This window comes from Bradyrhizobium sp. WSM2793 (assembly GCF_000379585.1).
Classification (GTDB): domain Bacteria; phylum Pseudomonadota; class Alphaproteobacteria; order Rhizobiales; family Xanthobacteraceae; genus Bradyrhizobium.
Window position 1 is genome coordinate 507,495 of sequence record NZ_KB902768.1, and the last position, 20,124, is coordinate 527,618.

Annotated in this window: 16 protein-coding genes, 1 pseudogene and 1 riboswitch; of the genes and pseudogenes, 12 read left to right on the plus strand and 5 right to left on the minus strand. The window is 65.7% G+C overall.

Features of this window, described 5'->3' with window-relative positions:
- Positions 1-1,053, plus strand: coding sequence for a nicotinate-nucleotide--dimethylbenzimidazole phosphoribosyltransferase (gene cobT / locus A3AS_RS0102200; RefSeq protein ID WP_018315972.1), 1,053 nt, complete (start codon positions 1-3; stop codon positions 1,051-1,053).
- Here the strand turns inward: cobT and A3AS_RS0102205 are convergent.
- Complete coding sequence (locus tag A3AS_RS0102205; RefSeq protein WP_018315973.1) at positions 1,046-1,618, minus strand: histidine phosphatase family protein; 573 nt, start codon at positions 1,616-1,618, stop codon at positions 1,046-1,048. The two genes, cobT and A3AS_RS0102205, sit on opposite strands and share 8 nt — an antisense overlap.
- A gap of 72 nt (positions 1,619-1,690) precedes the next feature.
- Positions 1,691-1,893, plus strand: a riboswitch (cobalamin riboswitch).
- 116 nt (positions 1,894-2,009) lie between these two features.
- Between A3AS_RS0102205 and A3AS_RS48125 the strand changes: the two genes are divergently transcribed.
- Both A3AS_RS48125 and A3AS_RS0102215 read left to right on the plus strand, forming a co-directional pair.
- A complete protein-coding gene (locus A3AS_RS48125) occupies positions 2,010-4,358 on the plus strand; it encodes a TonB-dependent siderophore receptor (protein WP_018315974.1) in 2,349 nt (782 codons plus the stop codon).
- Between the two features lie 12 nt (positions 4,359-4,370).
- The gene (locus A3AS_RS0102215; protein WP_018315975.1) at positions 4,371-5,810 is read left to right on the plus strand and encodes a PepSY domain-containing protein; all 1,440 of its coding nucleotides are present in this window, start codon (positions 4,371-4,373) and stop codon (positions 5,808-5,810) included.
- 29 nt (positions 5,811-5,839) lie between these two features.
- On the opposite strand, the gene A3AS_RS0102220 is transcribed toward A3AS_RS0102215, so the two are convergent.
- The 3 genes from A3AS_RS0102220 to A3AS_RS0102230 form a co-directional block, all read right to left on the minus strand.
- Entirely contained in the window at positions 5,840-6,634 is a 795-nt protein-coding gene (locus A3AS_RS0102220) for a siderophore-interacting protein (protein ID WP_245283126.1), read from the minus strand.
- The gene (locus A3AS_RS0102225) at positions 6,631-7,323 is read right to left on the minus strand and encodes an O-methyltransferase (protein WP_018315977.1); all 693 of its coding nucleotides are present in this window, start codon (positions 7,321-7,323) and stop codon (positions 6,631-6,633) included. Before A3AS_RS0102225 ends, A3AS_RS0102220 begins: the two co-directional genes overlap by 4 nt.
- A gap of 104 nt (positions 7,324-7,427) precedes the next feature.
- Positions 7,428-8,222, minus strand: coding sequence for a helix-turn-helix domain-containing protein (locus tag A3AS_RS0102230; protein WP_245283127.1), 795 nt, complete (start codon positions 8,220-8,222; stop codon positions 7,428-7,430).
- 617 nt (positions 8,223-8,839) lie between these two features.
- Between A3AS_RS0102230 and A3AS_RS0102235 the strand changes: the two genes are divergently transcribed.
- From A3AS_RS0102235 to A3AS_RS0102255, 5 genes are all read left to right on the plus strand, one after another.
- Positions 8,840-10,849, plus strand: coding sequence for a hydantoinase/oxoprolinase family protein (locus A3AS_RS0102235; protein ID WP_018315979.1), 2,010 nt, complete (start codon positions 8,840-8,842; stop codon positions 10,847-10,849).
- Positions 10,846-12,426, plus strand: a complete 1,581-nt coding sequence (locus A3AS_RS0102240) for a hydantoinase B/oxoprolinase family protein (protein ID WP_018315980.1) — start codon at positions 10,846-10,848, stop codon at positions 12,424-12,426. Before A3AS_RS0102235 ends, A3AS_RS0102240 begins: the two co-directional genes overlap by 4 nt.
- Before the next feature lie 10 nt (positions 12,427-12,436).
- On the plus strand, positions 12,437-13,732 hold the full coding sequence (locus A3AS_RS0102245) for an aspartate aminotransferase family protein (RefSeq protein WP_018315981.1): 1,296 nt from the start codon (positions 12,437-12,439) through the stop codon (positions 13,730-13,732).
- Positions 13,733-13,862: 130 nt separating this feature from the next.
- A complete protein-coding gene (locus tag A3AS_RS0102250; RefSeq protein WP_018315982.1) occupies positions 13,863-14,795 on the plus strand; it encodes an N-carbamoyl-D-amino-acid hydrolase in 933 nt (310 codons plus the stop codon).
- Positions 14,792-15,460 (plus strand): flavin reductase family protein, encoded by a 669-nt coding sequence (locus A3AS_RS0102255; protein WP_018315983.1) that lies wholly within the window; start codon positions 14,792-14,794, stop codon positions 15,458-15,460. The genes A3AS_RS0102250 and A3AS_RS0102255 overlap by 4 nt, the downstream gene beginning before the upstream one ends.
- Here the strand turns inward: A3AS_RS0102255 and A3AS_RS0102260 are convergent.
- Entirely contained in the window at positions 15,457-16,119 is a 663-nt protein-coding gene (locus A3AS_RS0102260; RefSeq protein ID WP_018315984.1) for an aspartate/glutamate racemase family protein, read from the minus strand. The two genes, A3AS_RS0102255 and A3AS_RS0102260, sit on opposite strands and share 4 nt — an antisense overlap.
- Positions 16,120-16,175: 56 nt before the next feature.
- On the opposite strand from A3AS_RS0102260, the gene hydA reads away from it, so the two are divergent.
- The 4 genes and pseudogenes from hydA to A3AS_RS0102280 all read left to right on the plus strand — a co-directional run.
- Complete coding sequence (gene hydA / locus A3AS_RS0102265; RefSeq protein WP_018315985.1) at positions 16,176-17,645, plus strand: dihydropyrimidinase; 1,470 nt, start codon at positions 16,176-16,178, stop codon at positions 17,643-17,645.
- A 16-nt stretch (positions 17,646-17,661) separates the two neighbouring features.
- A complete protein-coding gene (locus tag A3AS_RS0102270; RefSeq protein WP_018315986.1) occupies positions 17,662-18,636 on the plus strand; it encodes an NAD(P)-dependent oxidoreductase in 975 nt (324 codons plus the stop codon).
- Position 18,637: 1 nt separating this feature from the next.
- Complete coding sequence (locus A3AS_RS0102275) at positions 18,638-19,387, plus strand: SDR family oxidoreductase (RefSeq protein WP_018315987.1); 750 nt, start codon at positions 18,638-18,640, stop codon at positions 19,385-19,387.
- Positions 19,388-19,497: 110 nt separating this feature from the next.
- Positions 19,498-20,070 (plus strand): annotated as a pseudogene (locus A3AS_RS0102280) (NAD(P)/FAD-dependent oxidoreductase); the annotation flags it as partial.
- Between the last annotated feature and the right edge of the window lie 54 nt (positions 20,071-20,124).

A 20,124-nucleotide genomic window follows, 5' to 3' on the forward strand; every position in this document is an offset into this window, starting at 1 on the left:
ATGCTCCCCGAATGGGTCACCCGAAATTGCCCCGATGTCTCCGCCGTGCATCGCGAGGCGGCGATCGCACGGCAGGCGCAACTGACAAAGCCGACCGGTGCACTTGGCCGGCTGGAGCAGCTCGCGATCGAGCTTGCGGGCCTGCAGGCGACCGAACAGCCGCGTGCCGCACGGGTGCCGATCATCGTCTTCGCCGGCGACCACGGCATCGTCGCGCAGGGCGTCTCGGCCTATCCGCAAGCCGTGACCATCGCGATGATGGCGAACTTTGCCTCCGGCGGCGCCGCGATCTCGGTGCTGGCGCGCGAGCTTGGCTCGAGCCTGGAGGTGGTCGACGCCGGCACGCTGGCAACAGAGGCGATGGCGGGTGTCATCTCCGACAAGCCGCGCCATGGCACGCGCGATTTCAGCGTCGAAGCCGCGCTCGCACCCGCCGAGCTGGCGTATGCGTTCGAGGCCGGCCAGCGCGCGGTTGCGCGCGCGCAAGCCAATCAGCCCGATCTCTTGATCTTCGGCGAGATGGGGATCGGCAACACCACCACGTCGGCGGCGATCGCGGCGGGCCTGCTCGGCATCAGCGCCGAAGAGATCGCGGGCAGCGGCACCGGCGTCGATGCGGCCGGCCGCGCACATAAGGCCCGCGTGATCGACGCGGCGATCGCGCGTCACGGCGTTGGCGGCGCCTCGCCCGAAAAAATCCTGTGTGCCGTCGGCGGCCTGGAGATCGCGGCGATCTCAGGTGCGATCATTGCGGCGGCGCAGCGCCGTATTCCCGTATTGATCGATGGCTTCATCGTATCGGTGGCGGCGCTCGCAGCAGTACGGCTCAATCCGTCGTGCCGGCCGTTCCTACTGCCGTCGCATCAATCGGCGGAGCAGGGGCATCGGCTGGTGTTGCGCGCGCTGAACGTGCAGCCGTTGATCAGCCTCGATCTCAGGCTCGGCGAGGGATCGGGTGCCGCCATCGCGCTGCCGCTGGTGCGGCTCGCCTGTAGCCTTCACAACGGCATGGCGACGTTCGCGCAGGCCAATGTGCCTGACAGACCTAACTGATCGGCTGATTGACGGAGACGACGCGCCAGCCGGCCGCAAGGCGATCGATCCGGGTCAGCGACAGCGGATCGACCACGAAGCGCAAGGCGGCCTGCGGCGTCAGATCCAGCGCGATGCAGAGCGCGGCGCGGATGGTGCCGGAATGCACGACGAGCGTGGCCGATCCGGCTGCGATCCGCGACAGGCCCAGCCGGACACGCGCGACCTGATCCGCAAAGCTCTCGCCGCCCGGCGGCCGTCCGCCAGCCGGATCGCTCCAGAACTGCGCGTAAGCCTCGCCGCGGGTCGCCTCGAGTTGGTCATGGCGATGGCCGGTCCAGTCACCAAAATCCTGCTCGCGGAATTCACTGACCAGCTTCGGTTCGAGTCCCAGCGCGCGTGCCGTCTCGACCGTGCGCCGCGACGGGCTTGCGTAGCTGGCGGCATCCCTCGGCAGGCGCCGTCGCACGGCGTCCAGTTGCACGCGATCGCTGAGATCGGCCGGCGCGTCGACGGCATGGATGGTGCCTGTGACGCTCGCGACGGGCGCGTGCCGTATCAACCAGAGGAAAGTCTCGCCTTCCATGCTCATCTCCAAGGAAGTTGGTCGTTGTGGCCATAACGCCGCAACTGGCACATTGACTCTGTTGTGATGGTAATCCTAGATGCTAGCGACGGTTTCCCCGAGAGGGGATGAAAAGGGAATACGGTGCGGGGACATTGTCCCCAACGCCGTGGCTGCCCCCGCAACTGTGAGCGGATAATCCTTCGTCAGAAGCCACTGGGTCCTCGGTCCCGGGAAGGCGACGAAGTGGTGATGACCCGCGAGCCAGGAGACCTGCCGTCAGCCGTGGTCACACGCGAAGATGTCGGTCGGGGAGTACAGACATTCGGCTTCATCGGACGGCTGAAGGGCCAAAAGATGAGACCTCGTTCGCTGTGACGTGCCACTGACGTCATACCGAGGTCCGAAAACCGTGTCTTCCATCCGTATCGTACGACCGCGAAAATTCCTGCTCGCATCCGCCGCGCTCACATCCCTTGCCGCTCTCGATCAGCCCACTGCGCTGGCGCAGCAGGCCCGCGAACCTCTGCCGCCCGTCGAAGTATCGCCGGCCCAATCCCGCCAGCAGGCCAAGCCTGCCGGCCGGGAGGCGCAGAGCACGCGCAGGGCAGCAGCGCGCAGGCCGGCGGCCGCGGCAGCGATGCCGAAACCCGTCGTGCCGGCTACGGCACCCCCGACGCCGCTCAACAGCAACGCCGTGGCCGAAAGCGCTTCGCGGCTCGGCCTGACGGTGCGACAGACGCCCGCGACCGTCGAGGTGATCTCCGCCGAGACCATGCGCGAGCAGGGCTATCGCACTGTGTCCGACGTGGCCCAGGGCGCGGTCGGCGTCACCGCCGGCGATAATCCGGCCGAACCTTCCGCCTTCTCGATGCGCGGCTTCACCAACAGCCAGATCAACACGCTCTACAACGGCATCAAGATCGGCCCGCAGAACATGACCTCGCGGATCATGGACACCGCCAATCTGGAAGCCGTGGAATTCCTGAAGGGCCCGGCCTCGCTGATCTCGGGTGAAGGCGCCGCCGGCGGCGCGATCAATTTTGTGACCAAGCAGCCGCATACGGGACCGATCCGGAACGAAGCTGATTTCTCCTGGGATTCGCTGAATTCGTTCCGCGCGCATTACGGCTCGGGCGGCAGCACCAACGTCCAAGGCCTCGACTATCGCTTCGACATCAGCCGTTCCGCACTCAACGGCTTTGCCGACGACACCAATACCAAGATGCTCGATGTGTCCGGCCAGCTCAATTACCGCATCTCCGACAGTCTCAAGATCTGGGGCGCGATCGAATATCGCGAGGACCGCTCGAAAGCCTATTGGGGCGCGCCGCTGGTGCCTATCGCCTTCAGCGGCTCGCATGCGACGTCGGGGATCGTCTCCGGCAACTACTTCAACAGGACCGACCTGGGCGCGGTCACGATCGACGACCGCACCTTCAACACCAACTACAACGTCCTCGACAACCGCAACGTCGCGCAGGAGGTGTGGCTGCGCGGCGGCTTCGAGCTGAAGCTGGCGCCGGACCTGACGCTGAAGAGTCAAGCCTATGGCTACGGCGCGGAGCGTACCTGGTTCAACAACGAGATCGAGGCGTTCGATTCCACCAACAACCAGGTGTATCGCGAGCGCTTCTATGTCGCGCACAGCCAGCGCCTCGTCGGCAACATCACCGATTTGATCTGGGACGCTGATATCGCCGGTTTCGACAATCGGCTGGTCACGACGCTGTCGTCGAGCTATCTCGATTTCGTCAGGCCGGGCGCGGCAAACTTCCCGAACGATTATGTCTCGCTGGTCGATCCGAACCGCGGCTTTTACGGCCTGCTGACGACGCAGCAGCAGACCGCGCGGATCGACAACGAGGCGCTGTCGTTCGAGGACCGGCTGAAGCTGACGCGGACCTTCGCGCTGATCGGCGGCCTGCGCGTCGAGCATATCGGGCTCGACCGCAATTCGACCGATTCCGCCGGGCTTGTGAGAGCCGGCTTTCCGTTCACGAAAGACTGGGCGCCGGTGACGGGCCGCATCGGTTACACCTGGGAGGCCGTGCCCGGCCTGACCTTCTTCAGCCAGTACGCAACCGGCGCCGACGTCGCCGCGAACACCAGCTTCCTGCTGTTGCCGACCCAGCCGCTCGATCTGACGACCTCGCGTACCTACGAGACCGGCGTCAAGCACCTGTTCTGGGACAACAGGGCGGAGTGGTCGTTCTCGGCCTACGACATCGTGCGCAAGAACGTCTATGCAGCGGCGGGCGGCATGGCGCTCAACATCGCCGGGCGCCAGGAATCGAAGGGCGTCGAGCTTGCCGCTTCGGTTCGTCCGATCGATCCGCTGCGCCTGTGGGGCAACATCGCCTATGTCGATGCCCGCTATGCCGACTACAATTTCGCCGGCGGCTCGTTCTCCGGCAATACGCCGCCGAACGTGCCGCGCATTGTGGCGAATGCTGGCGCGTCCTGGCGCTTCTTCACGCCCTGGCCGGTAGAGCTCGGCATCACTGGCCGCCATGTCGGCGACCGCTACAACACCGATGCCAATGTCGTGACGATGAAGGCGTATACCGTCGCCGACGTCTACGCCTTCGTCGATATCCCCAAGACGGTGTTCAGCGCGGTCGACCAGGCACGCCTGACCTTCCGCGTCCGCAACATCACCGATAAGCGCTATGCGATCTGGGGCGATCCGTTCTATCCCGACCAGATCCTGCTCGGCGCGCCCAGGACCTACGAGCTCTCGGCCGCGTTCAAATGGTAGGATCATGAACGCATGATGGGCGCGATCGTCCTTACGCATCGCTGGCTCGGGATCGCGTTCTGCCTGCTGTTCGCGATGTGGTTCGCGACGGGGATCGTGATGCACTTCGTGCCGTTTCCGTCGCTGACGGAAGCGGAACGGTTTGCCGGCCTGGCGCCGGTGGATCGCGAAGCGGCGAGGATCCCGGTTGCGGCGGCGGTCGCTGTGAGCGGGGTCGTGGACGCCGTGCGCGTTCGGCTGATCCAGCGGAGCGATGCAGCGGTCTACATCGTGTCGGGATCATCGCGCGTGCGCGCGGTCCGTGCCTCCGACGGAGCGGATGCGTCGGTCGCAATGGCCGATACCGCGCTTGCCATCGCGCGGGAGCACGCGCGCAATCGCGGGCTCGATGCCGTGCAGGCCGCGGTCGTTGCCCGTTCGGACTATGATCAGTGGAGCGTTCCGAACGGCTTCGATCGCCACCGGCCGCTGTTTCGCGTGGCGCTCGGCGATGCTGCCGGGACGGAAGTCTATGTCTCCTCGCCCACCGGCGAGATCGTCCTGGATACGACGCGGCGCGAGCGGGGCTGGAATTGGGCCGGCAGTGTGCTGCACTGGATTTATCCGACGGTCCTGAGAAGCAACTGGTCGCTGTGGGATCGCGTCGTCTGGACACTGTCATTGCTGGCCCTGATCGCGGCGATGCTTGGCGCTGTGCTCGGGATCGCTCGGGTGAAGCTGCGAGGGCGCCGGATGTCCTCGCCCTATCGTGGCTGGCACGCGTTGCACCACGTCATTGGCCTCGCGGCAACAATGTTCGTGCTGACATGGAGTCTCAGCGGCTGGCTCTCGATGGATCACGGCCGGCTGTTCTCGCGCGGACAATTGACCTTGGCCGAATCCGGCGTGATGAACGCGCCGCCTGATTGGGCGGCTGCCTCAGGGCTCGATCGGCAGCCGATATCGCCCTCGGCTCGGGAGATCGAATGGTTTGCCTTCAACGGCAACGTCTATCGCCGCGATCGGATGAGCCTTGACCATCAGGTCTTGATCAAGGCAGGGGACGCGTCCCGCGACGGACCAACGGAATTTCTGGACGTGCATGAGATCCAGAGTCTCGTGGCGCACCTTGCTGCCGGCTGCGGCGCCGCGTCCGTTCTTGCTGTCAACGACGACTACCCCGCGCAATCGGCTATTGCCGGTGCGCCCGTCTACCGTTCGCGCTGCGGCGACCTCTGGTTCGATATCGACGGTGCCGACGGCAGTGTGCTGCAAAGGCTGGATTCATCGCGGCGGGCCTATCGCTGGCTCTACAGCGCGCTCCACACGCTCGATTTTCCCCTTCTGGTGGCGCACCCGCGTCTGCGCGATACCATCATCGTCGGACTCTGTGCGTTGGGACTGGTGTTCTCCGTCACCGGGATCGCGATTGGCTGGCGGCGTCTGCGGCCCCGACCGACCCGTAGGTTCTGACCGAGGGCCGGCGGTTCCATCGGCTCTCTCTAATCCAAACCGGTCTTGCCCGGTGCCCAATAGGCTTTCGCCCTGATCCGCGATGATGCGACGCCGGCGGCCTTCAGGGTGCGGCCGACGCGCTGGATCGAGGGTGCCTTGCCGGTCAGGACGAACTGTGCGCCGTTTGCGGCAAGGCGCAGCAGCTCGGATTCTGCAGTTGCAAGATGGGTGTCATCGGCACTGCGTGCGATTAATCTGGCCTGGCCGAGGCCGATGGAGTCCAGCACCAGTCTCGACTCTGCGATATCGGTGGCCTCGAACAGATGGAGCGCGCCGCCAGCCTGCAGGCTGGCGCGCAACGCGGCCGCAAGGCCGAACGAGGTTTCATCGCCGAACAGAACGATGGGCGCTCCGAGGTCCGCGACGTCGAACGAGCGGCGTGGACCAAAGAACTGGCAGGCATCGCCCGCGTGCAAGCCGCTGACCCAGCGGCTGCCGGGGCCATCGCCATGTGCAAAGGCGAGGAGCCGCGTTCTGCCGTTGCCGGCGTCCCACGACATCGGCGTATAGGTGCGCGCGCTCAGGCCCGAGCCCATCGCGACCTGGATCTTCTCGCCGGCCGTCCAGGCGACGTTCTCCAGCGCTTCGCCTTCGAGCTCGACGAGCCGGAAACGCTGTGAGAGTGTCTCAACGCCGGTAACGTGTGCAGGACGCATCAGCCATCGCAGCAACATCCGCGTGAACCGTCCCTGCGGTGCCCGCGATGGCTCGGACGTCTGTGGCTCGTGAGCGGGCTCGTTCAAGTCTGGCTCCATCACAGAGTTCACCGCCGCGCCGATCATCGGGTCTTGATCGTGAATTCGTTGCCGCGTCCCGGCTCGAACGGCAGCGATAGTGAGAGGTAACCGTTCTCGGGATCGCGCACGTAGTCGATATAGCCCGAGGCTTCCTCGAGCGCGTTCTCGCCAACGATGAGCGCACCGCGCTTCAGGTGCGGCTCCAGCAGCCTGAGAATGGGAAGATAGAGAGTGAAAGCGCCATCGAGCATCACCATGTCGACCTCGCCGCCGAGGCCGAAGCTGAGCGTTTGGCGCGCATCGCCGTGTCTGAACTCGACGAGGTCGGCGAGCCCCGCGGCGGCAAGGTTCGCTTGCGCCCGCTCGATCTTGCCGGGTTCGAGATCGGTCCCGATCAGGCGGCCGCCACCGATGTCGCGCAGGCCCGCCGCCATGTAGATCGCGGAAATCCCCATCGAGGAGCCGAACTCGACGATGCGCTGTGCCTTGCAGGCACGGACGCACATGTAGAGGAAGCGTCCGAACCGCGGAGAGACGCTCAGGAAATTGTCCGCAAGTCCACGATAGACTTCGTTCAGATCACGGCTCTCGGCGGCGATGGTCTTGCTGATGATCTCATCGCGGCTGTTCGCTTCGTTCGCGAAGGTTTGCATCAGTTGCCCGTCGGCGACCTCCGCTTCCTGGTGAAGACGAAGGAGGACGTCGGCGACGACGCCCTTGCTGAGTGAATCCATGTCGGTCGGCTCCTTAGTGCGCCCGCCGGGCGCTTCGGAGCCTGGATACGAAATGGTCCCTCAGACCGCATTCCGCGAACGGGACAATCGATTGCGAATTCCGGTCAGTGTGCGCCGATGCGGCGTTCGGCCAGATATCGCGCCGGCGGCTTGCCCAGCGCCTTGCGGAACATGGTGACGAAGGCGCTGGCTCCCTCATAGCCGAGATCCAGCGCCACCGCCTGGACCGATGCGCCCTGGTCGAGGCGCTGAAGCGCGATCAGGATGTGGAGCTGCTGGCGCCAGCGGCCGAAGCTCATGCCGGTCTCGCGTTGCAGGATGCGGGTGAGGGTGCGCGGAGCGACGGCCATGCGCCGGCTCCAATCCTCGATCGTCGCGCGATCGGAAGGATCAGTCATCATCGCGCTGGCGATCCGGCGCAGCCTGGCATCGGCCGGCATCGGGAAGCGCAGCTCTTCGGCGGGAGCCAGCGACAGCTGGTCGAGCAACACCGCGGCGATCCTGCCGTCGGCGCCGTCGAGATCGTACATCACCGGCATGTGGGTGGCATGCACCAGCAAACGCTCGAGCAAGGGCGAGATCGTCAGCGCGCAGCATTGCCGCGGCAGCGCCGGTACCGCCTCCGGTTCGACGAACAGGCAATGCATCTCGACGTCGCCGGCGACGCTGACGCTGTGCGGAACATGCCCGGGAATCCACACCGCACAGCGCGGCGGGACGATCCAGACGCCGTGTCCGGCCTCCAGCCTGACGAGGCCGCGCATGGTCAGGACGAGCTCGTCCTTGCGATGCTCGTGCATGGCCAGCTCCATGCCCTTGGTGACCATCTGGCCCCCGAAAGCGGCAACGGCGCGCGGCACGGTTTCAGGATCGAAATCCCCGAGATCATCGGGGTTCATATGGTCGTCGTTGAGCCGGAAGAAGGGCATGGCAGGCGATGGTCGATCCGAACATGGCTGGCGGGTTCAGGCAATATCTGGCCCGCGATCGCGACTTTCAACGCAGGACGTTCGAATCTCGATGGTTTCTAACGAGCTCGTCCCACCGGATCGCGGCGCTGCTTGCGAGACGATATCCTCGCTTACTGACCGTACAATAAAGAAAGGCTGTGCCGCCTGCCGTGCATAGCTCATAGGATACAAACCTCGCGTCCGATCGCCTGCAAATTAGACAGATGATCTTTGACGTTGCGATTGCACTGCAACGGACGTGACGGTTTGCGCCGAAAAATCCGTGGTGCGATGCACTCTGCTGGTGTTCAGCAGTCGACATCTGCATGCTCTCCGCGCGGGCAGAGCTGCACCAAAACGTGCAACCGAATTTGCGGCTCGCGGCGCCGGCCCGGTGGTTTGCGACAACTCTGGCTCTATCCCGACCTGACCGCTCTGTCGCACACTCGCGGACAATGGCAAGACAAGGGATGCATGATGAGCGCTCTCGGTTGGGCATTGGATGTCGCGATGGACGGTAACAGCCCGGCGTCCGGTTCGGACCTCATCCGTCGCTGCTCCCGCACATGAGCTCCTCCGAAAATCACTGGGAGGTCGGCACCGATATCGGCGGCACCTTCACCGATATCATCGCGATCCGGCGCGATTCCTCGGAGGCGCGGATCGCAAAGGTGCCGTCGCGCCCCGACGCTCCGGTTCAGGCGATGCTGGAAGCGATCGAGGCGGTGGGCCTGCGCAAGAGCGAGGTCAAGCGCTTCGTCCACGGCACCACGCGCGTGACCAACGCTATCGTCGAGGGCCGGCTGCCGAAGGTGGCGCTGGTTGCGACCGAGGGCTTTGCCGATGTGCTCGAGATTGCGCGTTATCGCCGCCGCGATCTCTACCGTCTCGACATTCCGCCGAAATCGCCGCCGCTCGTGCCGCCTGAGCGCTGCTTCGGGCTCGCCGAGCGCCTCGATCACGAGGGACACGTGCTGAAGCCGCTGGGGCAAGCGGAGATCGAGCGCCTGGTGGCCTGGCTGAAGGAAGCCGGCGTTCAGAGCGTCGCGGTGGCTCTGCTTCACGCCTATGCCAATCCGGTGCACGAAAAAATGCTCGGCGAGCGCCTCAAGGACGTCGTCGCCCATGTCTCGCTGTCGCACGAGGTCAATCCCGAGGCACGCGAATATGAGCGGACTTCGGCGACCGTGTTCAACGCGGCCGCGATGCCGATTGCGGTGGAATATCTGAGCGAGCTGGAGCAGCGGCTGCCGATCGGGCCGGGGTTGCAGGTGTTTCATTCCGCCGGCGCGATGATCCCGATCTCCGCGGTGAAGCGTCGCCCGCTTGTGATGGCGATGTCGGGCCCGGCCGCCGGCGTCTCGGCGTCGGTCAGCATCGCGCGCCAGCTCGGCACGCCGCGCATGCTCACCTTCGACATGGGCGGCACCACGACGGACGTGTGCCTGATCGTCGACGGCCAGGCCGAGATGACCGACGGCCGCATGCTCGGCGACAAGCCGCTGCGCCAGCCTATGCTCGCGGTTCACTCCATCGGGGCGGGCGGCGGATCGATCGTGCGCAGCGGCCCGGGTGGCCTGACCGTCGGGCCGGAGAGTGCCGGCTCCGAGCCGGGTCCGGCCTGCTACGGCCGCGGCGGCACCGAGCCAACCATCACCGACGCCAACGCCGTGCTTGGCTATCTCAATCCCGAAACCAAACTCGGCGACCGGATCGACATCGACGTCCAGGCGGCCAGGCGCGTCATCGAGCCGATCGCGCGGGCGTTGGGGCTGAGCCTGACCGAAACGGCGCTCGGCATCATCAAGGTCGCCAACGCGACGATGGCCCGCGCGCTGCGCCGCGTCACGGTCGAGCGCGGCATCGACGGGCGCGACTGTACGCTGCTCGCCTTCGGCGGTGGTGGCCCCATGCATGCCGCGGGGCTTGCCGATCTCTACGGGATTGCGCAGGTCGTCGTGCCCAGCGCATCGAGCGCGTTCTCGGCGCTGGGCTGTCTCACCGCCGATTTCAGCTTCCTGCAGCAGCAAACCTTGCGCGCCGGTCTCGACGGCATCGATCTCGTACGTGTATCGGAGCGCATTGGGGCGCTCATCGACGATGCGTCGGCGCCGCTGATCGCCAACGGTGTCGCGCAGGCGGAGATCGAAATCGAGCTGGTGGCGCTGATGCGTTACGCGGCGCAGAATGACGCCATTCCAGTCCCGCTCGCACTGCCGCTTGACGTGATCAGCCTCAAGAGCAATTTTCTGGCGCGGCATCACGAACTCTTCGGCTATGCGACGAGCGAGCCCTGCGTCATCGAATCCGTGCGGGTGCAGGCGCGCCGGCCGTCGACAACGGTGGTGAGCCGGCCGGCGACGGCGGCGAGGGCGCTGTCGTCAGGTACGCGCCTCTGTTCGTTCGATGGCTTCCACGACATCGCGACAGGGATCATCGACCGTGCCTCGCTGGCCGACACCGTTCGCGGCCCGGCCATCATCGAAGACGCCTGGTCCACCGTGGTGGTGCCGCCGGGCTGGCAGGCGAGGCCGGACGTTTCAGGCAATCTGCTCCTGACGCGGAGGGCAACATGAAGCTCGATCCGTTCGTCGTCGAAGTCATCAGGCACGGGCTCTCCGCGGCGGCCGAGGAGATGAGCCTGGTGATGACGCGCTCGGCCCGCTCGCCGCTGCTGCGCGAGGCCGGCGATTTGTCATCTGCGATCACGGACGGTCGTGGCGGCCTGGTCGGGCAGGGCCGCGACATCCCTATCCACCTAGGCGCGATGGCTTACACGGTCCCCGAACTGCTGAAGGTGGTGCCGCGCGACAGCCTGAACGACGGCGACGTCGTGATCTACAATGTCGGCGCGCTCGGCGGCAATCATCTCAACGACGTCAAGGTCGTCCGCCCCGTCTTTGTCGATGGCGAGATCGTGGCGTTCGCGGTCAGCCTCGCGCACTGGCCGGATATCGGCGGCACCTGGCCCGGCAGCTATTTTGCAAAAGCCATCGACACGTTCCAGGAGGCGATGCGTATCCCGCCGGTGCTTATCGCGACCGCAGCCGGCGTCAACGCGCCGATCGTCCAGCTGCTCAAGGCCAACGTCCGCGACGCCGAATCCTGCGAGGGTGATCTTCTCGCGCAGATCGCGGCAACCAAAGCCGGCGAACGGCGCATCGTCGATCTCTGCCGCGAGCACGGCAAGGCGGTGTTCACCGCGACGCAGTCGCGCCTGCACGATCTCTCCGAAATCGAGATGCGCGAGGCGTTGCGCGCCTTGCCTGACGGGATCTACGAAGGCGAGGACCATCTGGACGACGGCAGCGCGAACGACGCGCCCGCGCGTATCCACGTCAAGATTACCATTGCCGGCGACGAGGCGACCTTCGACCTTTCGGGGAGCTGTGACCGCGTCTCGAATTTCTGCAACACGACGCCGTTCATGGCGCGTTCGGCGGTCGCCTATGCCGCCCGCATCATGAGCGGGCGCGACATGCAGCAGAATGCCGGCGCGCTGCGCCCCCTGACCATTATCACCCGCCCGGGCTCGATCCTGGAGCCGGGTTGGTCGGCCTCCGTCGCCGCCGGCAACCACGAGACGTCGATGCGCATCGTCGATGCGATCTTCCGCGCCATGCAAGACACCATTCCGGAGCGATTGTCGGCGGGCGGCGCCACCACTGCGGGCGTCCTGTTCTTTGCGCAGCCGCGGCAGGACGGTTCCTGGAAGATGCTCTACGAGGTCCACGGCGGCGGCGAAGGCGCGCGCCATGACCGGGCCGGCATCTCGGCCACCCGGGTGCATCTGTCCAACACCTCGAACACGCCGGTCGAGGTGATCGAGGCGAACTACGCGATCCGCCTCGAGCAGCAGGCCATCCGCCGGCAATCCGGCGGCGCCGGCGTCCACCGCGGCGGCGATGGAGTCGTGCGTGCTTACCGCATTCTGGCTCCGTCGATGCATCTGACCACCTGCATCGAGCGCATGGTGATTCCCCCGTTCGGCATGCAGGGCGGTGAACCCGGCAAGGCCTGTCGCATCTCGCTTGTCAGGCAGGGCGCAAACGTCGCGATCGACGGCAAATCCAACCTCGTGCTGCAGCACGGCGATCTCGTCACCGTCGAGACTTGCGGCGGCGGCGGCTACGGCGCTGAAGCTGCGGAGTGAAGGGATTGCGATGAGCAAATTGTTGCGAACCGGGCTGAACGCGGGCGACAGCGCGCCTATGGCCGTGGTCGGCGGCGAGGGCGTCTATTTTCATCTTGCGGACGGCCGCAAGCTCATCGACGGCAGCAACACCGGCGGCGGTCTCGGTCACCGTCATCCCGCGATGGTGGAGGCGGTCCGCCGCGCGGCGGATACGCCCGTGGTCAACGAGGGCTGGACCTGGGTCGGCCGCGAGCAGGCCGCCGACGATCTGATGGCGACGGCGTTCGGCGGCGAAGAGGAATGGGTCGGCGCGGTGCGCTTCTGCATCAGCGGCAGCGAGGCCAACGACATGGCGCTGTCGCTCTGCCAGGCCTTGACGCAGCGCTCGGCGCTGGCGACGCGCGAGCGTGCCTATCACGGCATCACGGGCCTGTCGCGCAGCATGACCGTGCAGCCGCAATGGCATGGCGGCCTTGCGGTGCACTCCGGCGGCTCCAGGCTGCCGGCGCCGATGGCGCCGGTGCGAATCCTGCCGGCGCCGGATGGCGCGATCTACGGCGGGCCGGCCAGCAACAAGCCGCCGCGCGAGTATCTGGCCGACGCCACGCGTCTGCTGTCGGATACCGCCGCGACGATCATCGACTACACCCAGGGCGGCATCTATTACGACGGCGCCTATCAGGACGAGGTGGCGCGCTGCGCGCGACAAGCGGGCTCATACTGGATCGCCGACGAGGTCGTCACCGGCGCGGGCCGCGCCGGGCGCTGGTTCGCGTTTCAGGGCGCCGAAAGTCGCCCCGATATCGTGACGCTCGGAAAGTCACTCGGCGGCGGCGCGGCCGCAGTGGCGGCGGTCGTGGTGTCGAAAGAGATCGTCGAGCGGTTGAATGGCACGAGCTGGCAGAATTACGGCACCTTGCGGGGCCACCCGATCAGCATGGCCGCCGTCAGCGCTTACCTGAAGGTCATCAGCGAAGAGAAGATTCTCGAGCATGTGAAGAGCCTCGAAGAGCTGTTCAGCCGCCGCCTGCTCGCGATCGCGCAGAAACATCCCAGCGTCCAGCGCGTGGCGGGGCAGGGGTTGCACTGGACGGTGGAGCTGCACGGACCGGACTGGCGCTCCTGGCACGCCGACACCACGGAAGTGCCGATCGCCTCGCGCGTCGCGACGCGGGCGCTGGAAGCCGGCGCGGTGATCGGAACCAGCGGCGAGCAGGTTTCGCTGTTCCTGGCACCGCCGCTCGTCATTTCGGAGCACGAGGCCGACCAGCTTCTGGACGCGCTCGATCATGGCCTCGATGTTGCCGACGAGGAGCACCGATGAGCGCCAATCACGCCACAAAAACTGTCCGGCCCATCCGGCTGGAAACCTTCGGCGATGCCGCGTTATGCTGCATGCGCCGGCAATTCGTTGAAGCTTTCACTTCCTCCAAGAGATCACCGGGAAATCGCTGATGCGTATCGTCAATGTTGCCGCCGCCCAGATGGGTCCGATCCAGAAGGCCGACAGTCGCGAGGTCGTGGTCAAGCGCATGATCGCGCTGATGGACGAAGCCAAGAGCAAGGGCGCCGATTTGATCGTCTATCCGGAACTGGCGCTGACGACATTCTTTCCGCGCTGGTACGCGGAGGACCGCGCCGAGTTCGACATCTGGTTCGAGCGTGAGATGCCGAACGCGGCGACGAAGACGCTATTCGAGCGCGCAGCGCAGCACCAGATGGCGATGAACTTCGGCTATGCGGAGCTGACACCGGACGGCCATCACTTCAACACGGCGATCCTGACCGACAAGTCCGGCAAGATCGTCGGCAAATATCGCAAGGTTCATCTGCCGGGCCATGTGGAGTACGACACCAAGCGCTCGCACCAGCATCTGGAGAAACGCTATTTCGAGCCGGGCGATCTCGGCTTCAACGTCTGGCGTGAGCTGGGTGGCATCATCGGCATGGCCATATGCAACGATCGGCGCTGGCCGGAGACTTATCGCGTGATGGGCCTGCAGGGAGTCGAGATGGTGCTGATCGGCTACAACACGCCCTCCGTCAACGCGGAGCGAAGCGAGGAGGGCGTCGAGAAGCGCCTGTTTCACAACCGCCTTTCCGTGCAGGCCGGCGCCTATCAGAATTCGACCTGGGTGGTCGCGGTGGCCAAGGCCGGCAATGAGGATGGCCACCCGCTGTTCGGCGGCAGCCTGATCGTCGATCCCAACGGCGAGATCGTTACTGAAGCCAGGACGGAGGACGATGAGCTCCTGCTCCATCCCTGCGATCTCGATGCCACAAATTTCGGCAAGACCACGATCTTCAATTTCGCGCAGCATCGCCGGATCGAGCATTACGGCCTGATCACCAGCCAAACCGGCGCGGTGCCGCCGCCGGAGAAATGACGCCGATGTCGGATAATGGCATTTCCTTGCGCGAGCTTGATCCGCGCGATCGCTACAAGCTGCTCTGCGGCGTAATCGTGCCGCGGCCGATCGCGCTGGTGACGACATTGGACGAGAACGGGGCGGTCAATGCGGCCCCGTTCAGCTTCTTCAATGTGTTCTCCGAGAGCCCCGCGCTGGTCGTGCTCGGTCTTCAGCACAAGCCGGATCACTCGCCGAAGGATACCACCCGCAACATCCATCGCGGCGGCGAGTTCGTCGTGCACATGGTGGACGAGGCGCTGTCGGTCGCGATGAACGATTGCGCGGTCGATTTCCCTTCGGGCGACAGCGAGGTCGCGGCGACCGGGCTTGCGACGCTTCCCTCCGTCGATGTGAAAGTGCCGCGCCTCGCCGCTGCACCCTTCGCGCTCGAATGCCGGCGCCACGTCGTGCTGACCTTTTCGCCCGACCGGGAACTGCTGGTTGGCGAGGTGCTCAGGATTCACGCCCGTGAGGGCCTGGTCGACGAGGCCAACATGTATGTCGATCTCGACGCTTACCGGCCGATCGGCCGCATGTTCGGCAATCTCTACACGACCCAACGGGATGTTTTTTCGCTGACGCGCGAGAGCCACGCGCAATGGCGTGCGCGGCAGGACGCCAATGAGCTGAAGGACGCCTAGTGAGCCGAGAACTGCACCGTGCCCAGCGCCATCGTGACCGCCGCCTGTGTCGGGTCGATCACGGGAATGCCCAGCGCGTCTTCGAGCGGGCGGCGATGGCGCGCCATGCCGGCGCAGCCCATCACGATGGCGCGGGCGCCGTCCTGGTCGCGCAGCGCACGGCCGATTTCGATCATCTTCGCCAGTGTTCCGTCGCCCGAGGCGGTCTCCGCGACGCTCATGTTGAGCGGCCGCTCGCCGGCGAGGCGATCGGTCAATCCCATCTGCCTGAGATAGCGCATGTGGCGCGGGATCGAGCGCTGCGCGATGGCGATGACGCCGAACGTTTCGGCGCGGGCCAGCGCGGTCAGCACGCCGCACTCGGCAATGCCGAATACCGGCCGTTCCGTGCCTTCGCGGCAGACCTGAAGGCCGGGATCGCTATAGCAGGCGATGACGAAGGCCGAAGAGCTGTTGTCGCTTTCCACCAGCCGTCGCAGCGGCATCGCGACGCCGTCGACGTCGGCCTGGCTCTCAATGCCGAACGGACCCTCTGCCAGCGACTGGCAGACCAGTTCCGGCCCACCCTCGAAACCGAGCGGCCTCAAGGCCTCCTCCAGCCCTTGCGTGACTGCAGGGTTGGAGTTCGGATTGATGACGAGAATGCGTGGCCGGGACATGATGGTCTTCCTACGAAACGGAGATCATTTGCCCAAAGCCTATCACGGAGTGCCTCATGACTGAACCCACCTACGACCTAATCATCCGCGGCGGACGCGTCGCCACCACCACCGATGTCTTCGAGGCCGACGTTGCCATCTCCGGCGAGACCATCGCGGCCATCGGCCGCGGGCTTCCGGTGGCCAGGCGCGAGATCGATGCGCGCGGCAAGTTGGTGCTGCCCGGCGGTGTCGACAGTCACGCCCATATCGAGCAGCTGTCGGCCGCCGGTATCATGAATGCCGACACGTTCGAGAGCGCGACGGTCTCTGCCGCCTTCGGCGGCACCACCACGGTGATCCCATTCGCCGCCCAGCATGTCGGCATGAAATTGCCGCAGGTGGTGGAGGATTATCACGCGCTGGCGAAGAAGGGCGCCGTGATCGACTACGCCTTTCACATGATCATTGCGGACGCGACCAAGGAGACGGTCGAAGAGCATATTCCGGCGCTGGTGAAGCAGGGCCACGCCTCGATCAAGATCTTCATGACCTATGACCGGCTCAAGGTCGACGACGAGCCCTTGCTCGACATCCTGCTCGCGGCGCGCCAGTCCGGCGCGATGCTGTGCGCCCATGCCGAGAACCACGGCATCATCGCCTGGATGGTGAAGCGGCTGCTCGCGCGCGGCTACACCATGCCGAAATACCACGCCGTCAGTCATGCCCGTGTGTCGGAAGCGGAAGCTTTCACCCGGCTGATCGGCATGGCGGCGCTGATCGACCAGCCGATCATGATCTTCCATGTCTCGACCGCCGAAGGCGCCCGGGTGATCCGCGACTCCCGCGGGCAGGGGCTCAAGGTCTTTGCCGAGACTTGTCCGCAATATCTGTTCCTCACCGCCGCCGATCTCGACAAGCCCGGCGCCGAGGGCGCCAAGTGGATGTGCAGCCCGCCACCGCGCACGCATGCAGATCAGGAGGCGCTGTGGCAGTCGCTGTCGCTCGGCGACCTCCAGACCATCTCGTCGGATCACGCGCCCTATCGCTTTGACGAGACCGGCAAGCTGCGCGCCGGCCCTAATCCAAATTTCAAGCAGGTCGCGAACGGCCTGCCGGGACTGGAGCTGCGGCTGCCGCTGCTGTTCGACGCGATGGTCTCGAAGGGGCGGCTGGGCCTGGAAAAGTTCGTCGAGCTGACCTCGACCGCGCCGGCAAAGATCTACAATCTGTACCCGCGCAAGGGCTCGATCGCGGTCGGCGCCGATGCCGATATCGCGATCTGGGATCCCAACCGCGAGACCGTGATCGCCGACGAGATGATGCACGACCTCGCCGGCTACACGCCGTTTGCGGGCCGCAAGCTGAAGGGCTGGCCGGTGTCGGTGCTGTCGCGCGGCCGGGTCATCATCGACGGCGACAAGTGCCTCGCGAGCGCCGGCAGCGGAAAATTCCTGGCGCGCAGCGGTGGCGAGGCGGCGAAGCCGACGGGCCGGCTGGTCGCCGACATGGATCCGGAACGGAATTTCGGGGCCAAACTGCTGTGATCGTGGATCGCGCGCGATGAAGATCGTCATCTTCGGCGGCACCGGCTTTGTCGGCCTCAACCTCGCCGAGGTGCTGCTCGCGCGCGCGCACGAGGTGACGCTGTATGATCGTAAGCAACTTCCAGCGGGAGCGGAGCGGTCCTTTGCCGATCACCGGGAGCGGCTTACGATTGTTCAGGGCGAGATCACAGACGTCGAGAGGATCGACGCGCTCATAAAGAACGGTTGCGATGCGATCGTCCTTGGCGCTGCCATAACGGCCGGGGACCAGCTCGAACGGTCCGTCACCTCGAATATCCTCGAGATCAACGTGATGGCTCAGATACCGATCTTGAGCGCGGCGAACCGCCGTGGCGTTCGACGCGTGGTCAACCTCTCTTCCGCTTCCGCCTATGGTGCTGCGGGGCAGCGCCATCCGGTATTGGACGAGGAGACGCCCTGCGATCCAGTTTCCTTCTACGCGATCAGCAAGTTTACCTCGGAGCGATCGGTGGCACGCCTTGCCGAGCTGTGGGGCGGCGATTTCCTGAGCGTACGTTTGAGTGCGGTGTTCGGTCCGTGGGAACGGATCGGGAAGGTGCGCGATACGCCAAGCCTCCAGTTCCAGATTCTCGCCGAGTTCGCCCGCGGTGAGCCGGCGCTCCTTCCCGCGCCGGGCACCAAGGATTGGACCTATGCGCCGGACGCCGCCGAAGCGGTGGCGGTGCTGATCGAGGCCGAGCGGCCGCGCCACCGGCTCTACAACATCTCCAGTGGTGCGGCCTGGTCGGCGCTGCAATGGGGCGAGGCCTTTGCTGCCCTGCATCCAGGGTTGGTGTGTCGGCTCGCGTCGCCCGGAGAGAAGACCTTCATCAAGCTCCACGGCGGGGATCGGGCGCCGCTGTCGGTCGAGCGGATGGCCGATGAGTTCGGCTGGCGCGCCCGGTTCGGCTGCGCGGAGTCGGCCGCTGCGATGAGTGCCTGGTGGATGCAGCACAAGGATGGGATCTGACATGCGGCTGCAGGGGCGCACGGCCATTATCACCGGAGCGGGCTCGGGCATCGGCCGCGCCAGCGCAAAGCTGTTCGTAGAGGAAGGCGCACATCTCGCTCTGGTCGATCGCGACGCCGCAGGGCTTGAAGAGACGTTGCGCTTGGTGGGCGAGGCCACGACGGATATCGGCGACGTCGGCGATGCCGCATTCGCCGAGACCGTCGTAAGCGACGTCGTCTCTCGGCACGGCCGGCTCGACATCCTGATGACGGCGGCCGGATTTTCCGTCGGCGGCACGGTGCTGACCACGGATCCGGACGATTGGGATGCCGTGTTCCGCACCAATGTCGGTGGCACCTGGCTGTGGGCGCGGGCCGCGGTGCCGCAGATGCAGCGGCAGAACAGCGGCTCAATCATCACGCTGGCCTCGCAACTCGCCATCGCCGGCGGCAAGGGCAACAGCGCGTACATTGCCGCCAAGGGCGCCATCGTCAGCCTCACCCGCACGATGGCGGTGGATTTCGCCACCGACGGCATCCGCGTCAACGCCATCGCGCCGGGTGCGATCGACACGCCGATGCTTCGCCGCAGCTTTGCCCGGCATGCCAATGCCGACGAGGTGCGCGAAGCCTCCCGCAACCGCCATGCCATGAAGCGGTTCGGCGTGGCTGAGGAGATCGCGCAGACCGCGCTGCATCTGGCGAGCGACGCATCCTCATTCACGACCGGCACGGTGATGGTGGTCGACGGAGGTTGGCTCGCGGCATGAGTGATGCGCTGACACAGCTCGAAGCGGGCATTCGCGCCGATCTCGCCAGGATCGCGCATCCCGGCGCCGCCTGGCTCGAACCGAAGATGGGGCCGGACGGCAAGCCCGCGCTTCTCGAAATGCGGGAAGGATTCCCGCAAGCGACCTACGACCGCTGCGCGCGCCACGCCAATTTCACACTGCACGAGGGCGCGCCGATCGAAGCCGCGCGCGCGACCGGAAAAGGCATTGAATTGCACACGCCGCTTGGCGCCATCGCGGCGGACTTCGTCATATGCGGCACCGGTATCGACATGAACTTTGCCGCGCGCGGCGAGCTCAGCCGATTTGCCGGCAATATCGCGACCTGGGCCGACCGTTACCTGCCGCCGGACAACGAGCGCAACGCGCGGCTCGGCCGCTTCCCCTATCTCGCCGACGACTACGCCTTCACCGAGCGCCTGCCGGGTGAGACGCCGTGGATTTCCGACATCCATCTGTTCGCTATCGCCTCGATCATGAGTTTCGGCCCGTCGGGTTCATCGATCAACGCGATGACGACCGCGGTGCCAAAGCTGGTCCACGGTCTGACGCGTAGCCTTTTCCGCGCCGATGTCGAACGGCACTGGGCCTCGCTCAGCGCCTACGACGTGCCGCAGGCGGTGGTCACGCGGCGGGCGGGAAAGATAGGAGAAGCGCGATGATCATCCATGCGCCGCCGCGACGAAGCATCCGCAGAAGCGCATCATGAGCCTGGC